This is a genomic window from Veillonella sp. R32 (genome assembly GCF_010093125.1).
GTDB lineage: Bacteria > Bacillota > Negativicutes > Veillonellales > Veillonellaceae > Veillonella_A.
In genome coordinates this window covers 109504-116498 of record NZ_NMZQ01000026.1, presented here as the reverse complement: position 1 = coordinate 116498, position 6995 = coordinate 109504, and the positions used below count along the sequence as shown (strand labels likewise).

General features: G+C 40.7%; 7 protein-coding genes and 1 other RNA gene. All 8 read right to left on the bottom strand.

Features of this window, described 5'->3' with window-relative positions; translation table 11 throughout:
* Positions 1-118 precede the first annotated feature (118 nt).
* Complete coding sequence (locus VER_RS06810; RefSeq protein ID WP_162100103.1) at positions 119-496, bottom strand: hydrogenase expression/formation C-terminal domain-containing protein; 378 nt, start codon at positions 494-496, stop codon at positions 119-121.
* Positions 493-981: a HyaD/HybD family hydrogenase maturation endopeptidase gene (locus tag VER_RS06805; RefSeq protein WP_162100102.1), complete on the bottom strand. Its 489-nt coding sequence runs from the start codon at positions 979-981 to the stop codon at positions 493-495. Before VER_RS06805 ends, VER_RS06810 begins: the two co-directional genes overlap by 4 nt.
* A complete protein-coding gene (gene cybH, locus VER_RS06800; RefSeq protein ID WP_162100101.1) occupies positions 965-1678 on the bottom strand; it encodes a Ni/Fe-hydrogenase, b-type cytochrome subunit in 714 nt (237 codons plus the stop codon). The genes VER_RS06805 and cybH overlap by 17 nt, the downstream gene beginning before the upstream one ends.
* Before the next feature lie 14 nt (positions 1679-1692).
* Complete coding sequence (locus VER_RS06795) at positions 1693-3594, bottom strand: nickel-dependent hydrogenase large subunit (protein WP_162100100.1); 1902 nt, start codon at positions 3592-3594, stop codon at positions 1693-1695.
* On the bottom strand, positions 3594-4745 hold the full coding sequence (locus VER_RS06790) for a hydrogenase small subunit (RefSeq protein ID WP_162100099.1): 1152 nt from the start codon (positions 4743-4745) through the stop codon (positions 3594-3596). The genes VER_RS06795 and VER_RS06790 overlap by 1 nt, the downstream gene beginning before the upstream one ends.
* Positions 4746-4911: 166 nt before the next feature.
* On the bottom strand, positions 4912-5238 hold the full coding sequence (trxA, locus tag VER_RS06785) for a thioredoxin (protein WP_162100098.1): 327 nt from the start codon (positions 5236-5238) through the stop codon (positions 4912-4914).
* A 137-nt stretch (positions 5239-5375) separates the two neighbouring features.
* An RNA gene (gene rnpB / locus VER_RS06780) (RNase P RNA component class A) lies at positions 5376-5724 on the bottom strand.
* Between the two features lie 112 nt (positions 5725-5836).
* Complete coding sequence (locus VER_RS06775; protein ID WP_162100113.1) at positions 5837-6994, bottom strand: Nif3-like dinuclear metal center hexameric protein; 1158 nt, start codon at positions 6992-6994, stop codon at positions 5837-5839.
* Between the last annotated feature and the right edge of the window lies 1 nt (position 6995).

The following is a 6995-nucleotide window of genomic DNA, read 5'->3' as shown; positions in this document are numbered from 1 at the left end:
AAAATTTGACAAAGAGCCATTTTTCCTAAAAAATACAAAAAAGGCTGTAACAAACCACAGAATTTTTACTTCTATCGTCTGTTACAGCCCCAAGCTATAGCAAAATTAAAATATACTATTACATATCCGCTGCATCAATCCAAGTCTGTAATTCGTCTTCAGCCGCTTCAATATCTTCGTCAAAAGCGCCACACAGGCTTGGATAACGACCAACCTCTAAGGTATAAACTATAGCTTCATCCCGTGCATTGCGGAAGGTGCCTAGCCAAATACCAGAAAATTGTGTTTCATACCACTCAACAGGTTGATCTGTTTCTGTAAAATTAATGGTGATGGAGCCACGGCCTAATGTTTCCATGACCTCCACTTGCTCCTCCATGGTTAAACCGGTCTTTTCAATATAAATCGTGTGTGTTTCACCCGTTTCACGTAGACGTTTTAAAGCCAATTGGAGTTCCTTTAATATGGCCTGTACATTACCATAATGCTCTATCATCGTTTTGTTACCTCAATTCCCCAAGCTTCTAATTGCCGAATAACCCGTTGTTTAACTTCCGGCAACACGGCTTGCACTGTTTCAGAAGGAGTTAGCCCAATATCTAAACTTTCAGGCTCTACACCTATTACCGTAGCATCTTCGAGCGGTTTTTCTTGAAGGGCTCGAATGCGTAAAATATCTTGCATCCCTACTTCGTGAACGGAAATACTACCTGTAAAATAGTCTTCCGTCTGTTGATGAGGGAATTCATAAACCGTCCCTGGTGTTTCACCACCATTAACCGCATCTACAAGGAGCAATTTTGTCATGCCCCGCATGTAGCTCAATAGCTCCATCCCCATCGTACCACCATCAACAATATTAATTTCAGGTGTGAAACTATATTCTTGCTCCATTTCACGCACTACATGAACCCCTAAGCCTTCATCAGTGAGTAATATGTTACCTACCCCTAAGAGCGTAATATTACTGTCGTTTACCATATAAATCCTCAATATCTTCTGGGTCTTCTGGATAGAATTTCATACCGGAAACCATACTTGATACTTCGCCCGATTCTTCCATTACATCTTCGCGGAACGCCAAGTATACATGGGCTACTGTGAATAATAAGAAGAACCAAGCAATGTAGTGATGGACGATATGAATATCGTATTCGTTAAACATCAAATTAATTGGATTGAACACAATGGCTAACCAACTATTTGGGTTAATCTGCGAATACATAGCAAGACCTGTGCAAATTTCAAGGAACATCATAATATACACCAGTAAATAGCTAGTACGAGCTAACGAATTGCGTAGTACACGATGTTCTTCTTGACGTGGCAGCATTAAATAATGCAAAGTTGTCTGCTTAAGACCGTCCCAATATAAACGGCTACGGAATTTAGGCAACAAACGGTCACCACGATAGCGAATGGCCCCATAAATACGGAACACAAAAGCAAAAATTAAAACAAAGGCAAAGCCAAAATGGACACGGCGAATCATTTCCATTGAGAACCAACTATTAATAGCTTCTGCTGGCTCACGGCCTACAAACATACTAAAACCTGGATCACCAATATAAAGACCTGTCCAGAATAGGAAGGTTACGCATAACACCATAGTCCAATGGAAAATACGCAACCACAGACTAAATACGCGATACGGCTTTTTGTCCGGTTGTTCAAACATCTAAATCCCCCCTATTATTTGCACATAGCATCTGTATTAACGGAGATGATTTTTTCACCCTTCTTGTTATACAAGTGCGTTGCACAAGCTAAGCAAGGGTCAAAGGAATGAATCCCTTTCAAAATTTCAAGTGGTTTATCAGCAATTTTAACCTTAGTATCAATCATATTCGCTTCGTAAGCACCATGCTCATTGGCAATGGTCTTAGGACAAGCATTCCAAGTTGTCGGCACGATACATTGGTAATTGCTAGTTTTACCATCTTTAATATCACACCAATGGCCTAAACCACCACGAGGGGCATCAACTAAACCAACACCTTTAGCTTCTTTTGGCCAAGTATTTGGATCAAAATTCTTTGTATTAGCAACAGCGGTATCGCCGCCTTTAATATTGGTCACCAATTTGTTAAAGAAATATTGACTCATATTAGCAGCCACTTGTGCATCTAAGCAACGACAAGCTGTACGGCCAACAGTACTACACATCCAAACATGAGCCGGTACACCGAGTACAGAAGACACTGTATCAATTTGTTTTACAATCATCTGCTCTGCCCAAGTAGGATTGCTAATAATACCTTGTTTTACTTTAGTATAAACAATAATATATTTAGCCAATGGACCTACTTCACAAGCTTTACCTTTAAAAGTTGGAGATTTAATCCAAGAATATTTCTTCGTTTCATCAAGGTATTCCCAATGCTCTTTAGTGCCTGTTTTAGGCCCTGTATAATTTGGTTTTGTAATCCCTTCTGATGGATGAATCGTTTTCTTGCCATCTGGATATTCATACCAAGAATGTTCAACTTCTTCTGATAAGAAGTCTGGATTCATAAGGTCTTCCCCTTCAAGAGGCAAGAATTTAGCTTTATCTACACCAAGACCAAAGTCTTCAACTACCCCATTAGCACGGACTAAGCATTTTTTGAAATAATCGCCATTTTTAATGCCTGTATATGGTTCGTCTGGATAATCGCCATAAGCTAATACACGTTTCTTGGATAAACCGCCACCATCGACCATACCTGCTTTAGCATAAATCTGGCCAATAGCTAATACATCTGGCAAGTAGAAATGGTTAACCAAATCTTTAGCTAAGGCAATAGATTCATCAACTACAGCTAACCTAGCTGAGTTAACTGGCGCATTCATATCGTCCATAGAAATAGAACAAGGCATACCACCTACGATGTAATGTGGATGTGGGTTTTTACCACCAAATACAACATGAGGCGTAACAATATCACGCTGTTTGTCTAAAATATTTAAATAATGAGCTACGCCCATTAAATGCACTTCTGGTGGCAACAACTGATAATCAGGATGATCCCACCATTGAGCAGCAAAAATACCTAATTGACCACTTTCAACAATTTTTTTAACTTTCCCTTGAATGGCTGCATAGTAAGTAGCATTGCCTTTTGGGAATTCCTTAGGATAAGCAGATGTAGTAGACTGTGTTTCTGCAGGTTCAAGACCACTTAAGTTATATGTTTTAAGGACAGTTTCTTGAAGCGCAGCTGTTTTTGCAGGATCTGCTTTCAAGGCTTCCACTGGGCTTACCCAGTCAAGGGCATGCAGATGATAAAAATGCACAATATGATCATGGGCATCTAAGCAACTATGCATAATATTGCGAATATAGTTTGCATTCTTAGGAATTTCAATATTTAAAGCATCTTCTACGGACCGCAAAGAAGCTAATGCATGAGTGGACGTACAAACGCCACAAATACGCTGTACAAAGGCCCAAACATCACGAGGATCGCGGTCTTTCGCAACAAGTTCAATACCACGCCAAGCAGTACCACTAGACAACGCGTCTTCTACTTTCCCTGTTGCTTCGTCAACATTCACCTCAACTCGTAAATGACCTTCAATACGAGTAATCGGATCTACAACTACACGTTTCATTAGTGGTTACCTCCTTCATTGTTCGCCTGTTCTTTGGCAGCTTTCTTTGCATCAAGCTCTTCTTGATATTTCTTTTCTAACTGAATCGTATCATATTTATGTTTTGCCAATGTCACACCACCATGAGCTACTACCGCACCAAATGCAGTTAAACCTGCAATGGTACCAATGGTATCAGCCGTTGTAATCGTGTTAGCCACCTGTACTTGTGGCAAGCGCTGATGGAAGTTGTCATTATCCCAGAAGCCTTTTTCACTACAACCAATACAACCTGAGCCAGATTGAATTGGGTAGGATAGGCCATTCCACCACCGTAAATTACCACAAGAGTTGTACGTTACTGGACCACGGCAACCCATTTTATATAAACACCAACCGGCTTTAGCACCTTCGTCATCAAATTTTTCCACAAAAAGACCAGAGTCAAAGAATGGACGACGATAGCATGTATCATGAATGCGATTACCATAAAACTGTTTTGGACGCCCTTCCACATCAAGTGGTGGAATTTCACCAAATAGAGCATAGTGCATAATTACACCAGTCATAACTTCTGGAATTGGTGGACATCCAGGTACTTTAATAATTTTCTTACCTGAAATTACGCTAGAAACGGAAACAGTATTTGTAGGGTTTGGTTTCGCAGCCTGTACACCACCCCAAGCAGCACAAGAGCCATATTCAATAATAAAGGCGGCCCCTTCAGCACATTCTTTGAGTACATCAACAAATGGACGACCACCTACCATACAATAGGTTCCATTATCATCTAGTGGCACCCCACCTTCAACAGCCAACACATACTGACCTTTCTTTTCTGTCAATATTTTGTGTAAATGTGCTTCAAATGGAGCCCCTGCTGCTGCTGCCAAAGTATCATCATATTCTAGAGCAATCATATTCAAAACCACATCAGAAGCAAATGGTGACGTGGAACGAATAAAGGATTCGTCACAACCAGTGCACTCATGACCATGCAACCAAATTACGGTTGGCAACTCTTTCGTATCTGCTGCATCAACAACTTTATTCAATAATGTTGGTGGTAGGCCTAAAATGGCGGTCAAAGCCACACAAGTTTTCATAAATGTGCGGCGGCTGAGTTTACGTTCCTGGAATAATTTCCACAGACTATTTGTCTTTTCTTTCACAGGTGGACCCCCCTTGCTTGCAATAACTTTACTGTCCGTTTTTTAACATTTAAAAATCTTTTATCAAATAGTATTGATAGTATAACACTTTATCCCTCTAATTTCTATAGAATATTTCGTGAAAATAAGTCAATACTGTTGAAACTTAACTATATACTTTATCGTTTTATTTAATAATAGAACGAATGAGTCCTTCAACGACTGGAGCTGGCTTGTAGCCTGCAATACGGTCTTTTTCTTTACCATTCTTAAAGCAAATCAATGTAGGTATGCCTTGGATATTGTATTTTAAAGCCACTTCTTTAAGGGCTTCCACATCAATTGTTACTACATCAAGATCCTCTTTCATATCTTCTGCTAACTTTTCGATTTCAGGATTCATCAATTCGCAAGGTTTGCACCAGGTAGCCCAAAAATCAGCTACCACAACTTTTGAAGATTCTTTTAAAACTGTCTCCAAAGCTTCTAAACTTTCAATTTTTGTTACTGCCATTACTAATTCCTCCTTATACCTTATCCTCTTTGTATACTTTTAATTGTATGCTTCTGGCGACAATGTTTAGTCAAAAATCAATCTTTTTTTACAATTGATAATGACTAGACAAAATAAAACCGCCCCAAGGAGCGGTTTTAAGCAAGCAATCAATAAGCCGAGTTCTGTTCTGCTTGCGCAGTGGTGATTATCTTTCTAGGCCTATAGTTGCCTATAGGCTCAAGCGGCACAACCCGAAAGGTAGGCGGGCCACCCTTATCCCTTTCCTATTCGGCCTTGCTCCGGATGGGGTTTACCGAGCCAATACATTACTGCATTGCTGGTGCGCTCTTACCGACACCGTTCCACCCTTACCGCTAATGCGGCGGTTTACTTTTCTGTGGCACTATTCCCTATGGTCTCCCACGCCGGACGTTATCCGGCATCCTGCCCTGCGGAGCTCGGACTTTCCTCGAACTTACGCTCGCAATCACCTTTCATACTTGCTACTTAAAGTCTAGCAGATACACCGATGAAGGTCAATTATCTTTTTCTCAAAATTAATATGAACAGATAGCACATCTAAGGTTATCGATTAAATAAAACTATCTACCAATAATTAAGCAAAGAAAAAATCACTTTGCGTTTCACTAATGTGAACTGGAATTGTCGTGATAGCTTGTTCACGTAATTTCATTTCAATATGAGCGGCTAATAAAGAAGACGCCCCTACTTCAGTGCCAAAATGACCTACATCAGCCACTAATAGGCCAAGTTCCTGAGCCAACTGCATATCATGATATTTTACATCCCCCGTCACATAAGCCTGTGCCCCTGCCTTAGCAGCCGCTTTAATAAATTCAGCGCCCGCCCCTGTACAAAGGGCAACTTTAGTAATGGCCTCTACTTTAGCGCCACCGAAACGTGCTCGTCCTTGCGGAAACGCCGCTTTTATCAATTCTATAAAATCTTCCCAACCCAGCGTATCGCCTAACACACCGATACGACCAATTGTCTCTACTTTACTAGGCTCTACTAATCGATAGACTTCATACGCCACCTCTTCATAGGGATGAGCTTCTTTCATAGCGTCTATAACGGCCTGTAACTTTGCTTTAGGCACAATTGTTTCTAAACGATCTTCCGTTACCTTTGCTAGTTCACCCACATTACCAATATAAGGCTGAGCTCCTTCTAAAGGAAGAAAGGTCCCCGTCCCTTCACTATGAAATGTACAGTGACTGTAATTACCAATATACCCAGCACCTGCGTCACCCATCGCTGTTAAGACAGACTCCGTATGTGTAGTAGGTACAAAGGAAACTACTTTATATATCCCTTCTTCGGCGGTTACTTCAAGGCCGGTGACCTCAGCTAAACCAATCTGTGCAGCGGCCAAATCATTTAGACCACCTTGGGCAATATCTAAATTAGTGTGAGCACTATAAACAGCTATATTATGGCTAATTAATTTCAATACTAAGCGTCCTAACGCAGTTTCATCAGTGACTTGTTTAAGTCCTTTAAAAATAAGCGGATGATGACTCACAATTAAATTACAACCCTTAGCAATCGCTTCCTTTACCACTGCTTCCGTTACATCAAGTGCTGTCACAATACCGGTTACTGCCATCTGTTGCTGACCTACCATCAAACCTACATTATCCCAAGATTCTGCTAAGTGTTTAGGCGCCAATTGTTCTACAATCTGCCCAATTTGTTTTACTGTAGCACGCTCTTCAGTTACTTCAACTTGTGAACGTGCGCCACCTATCATT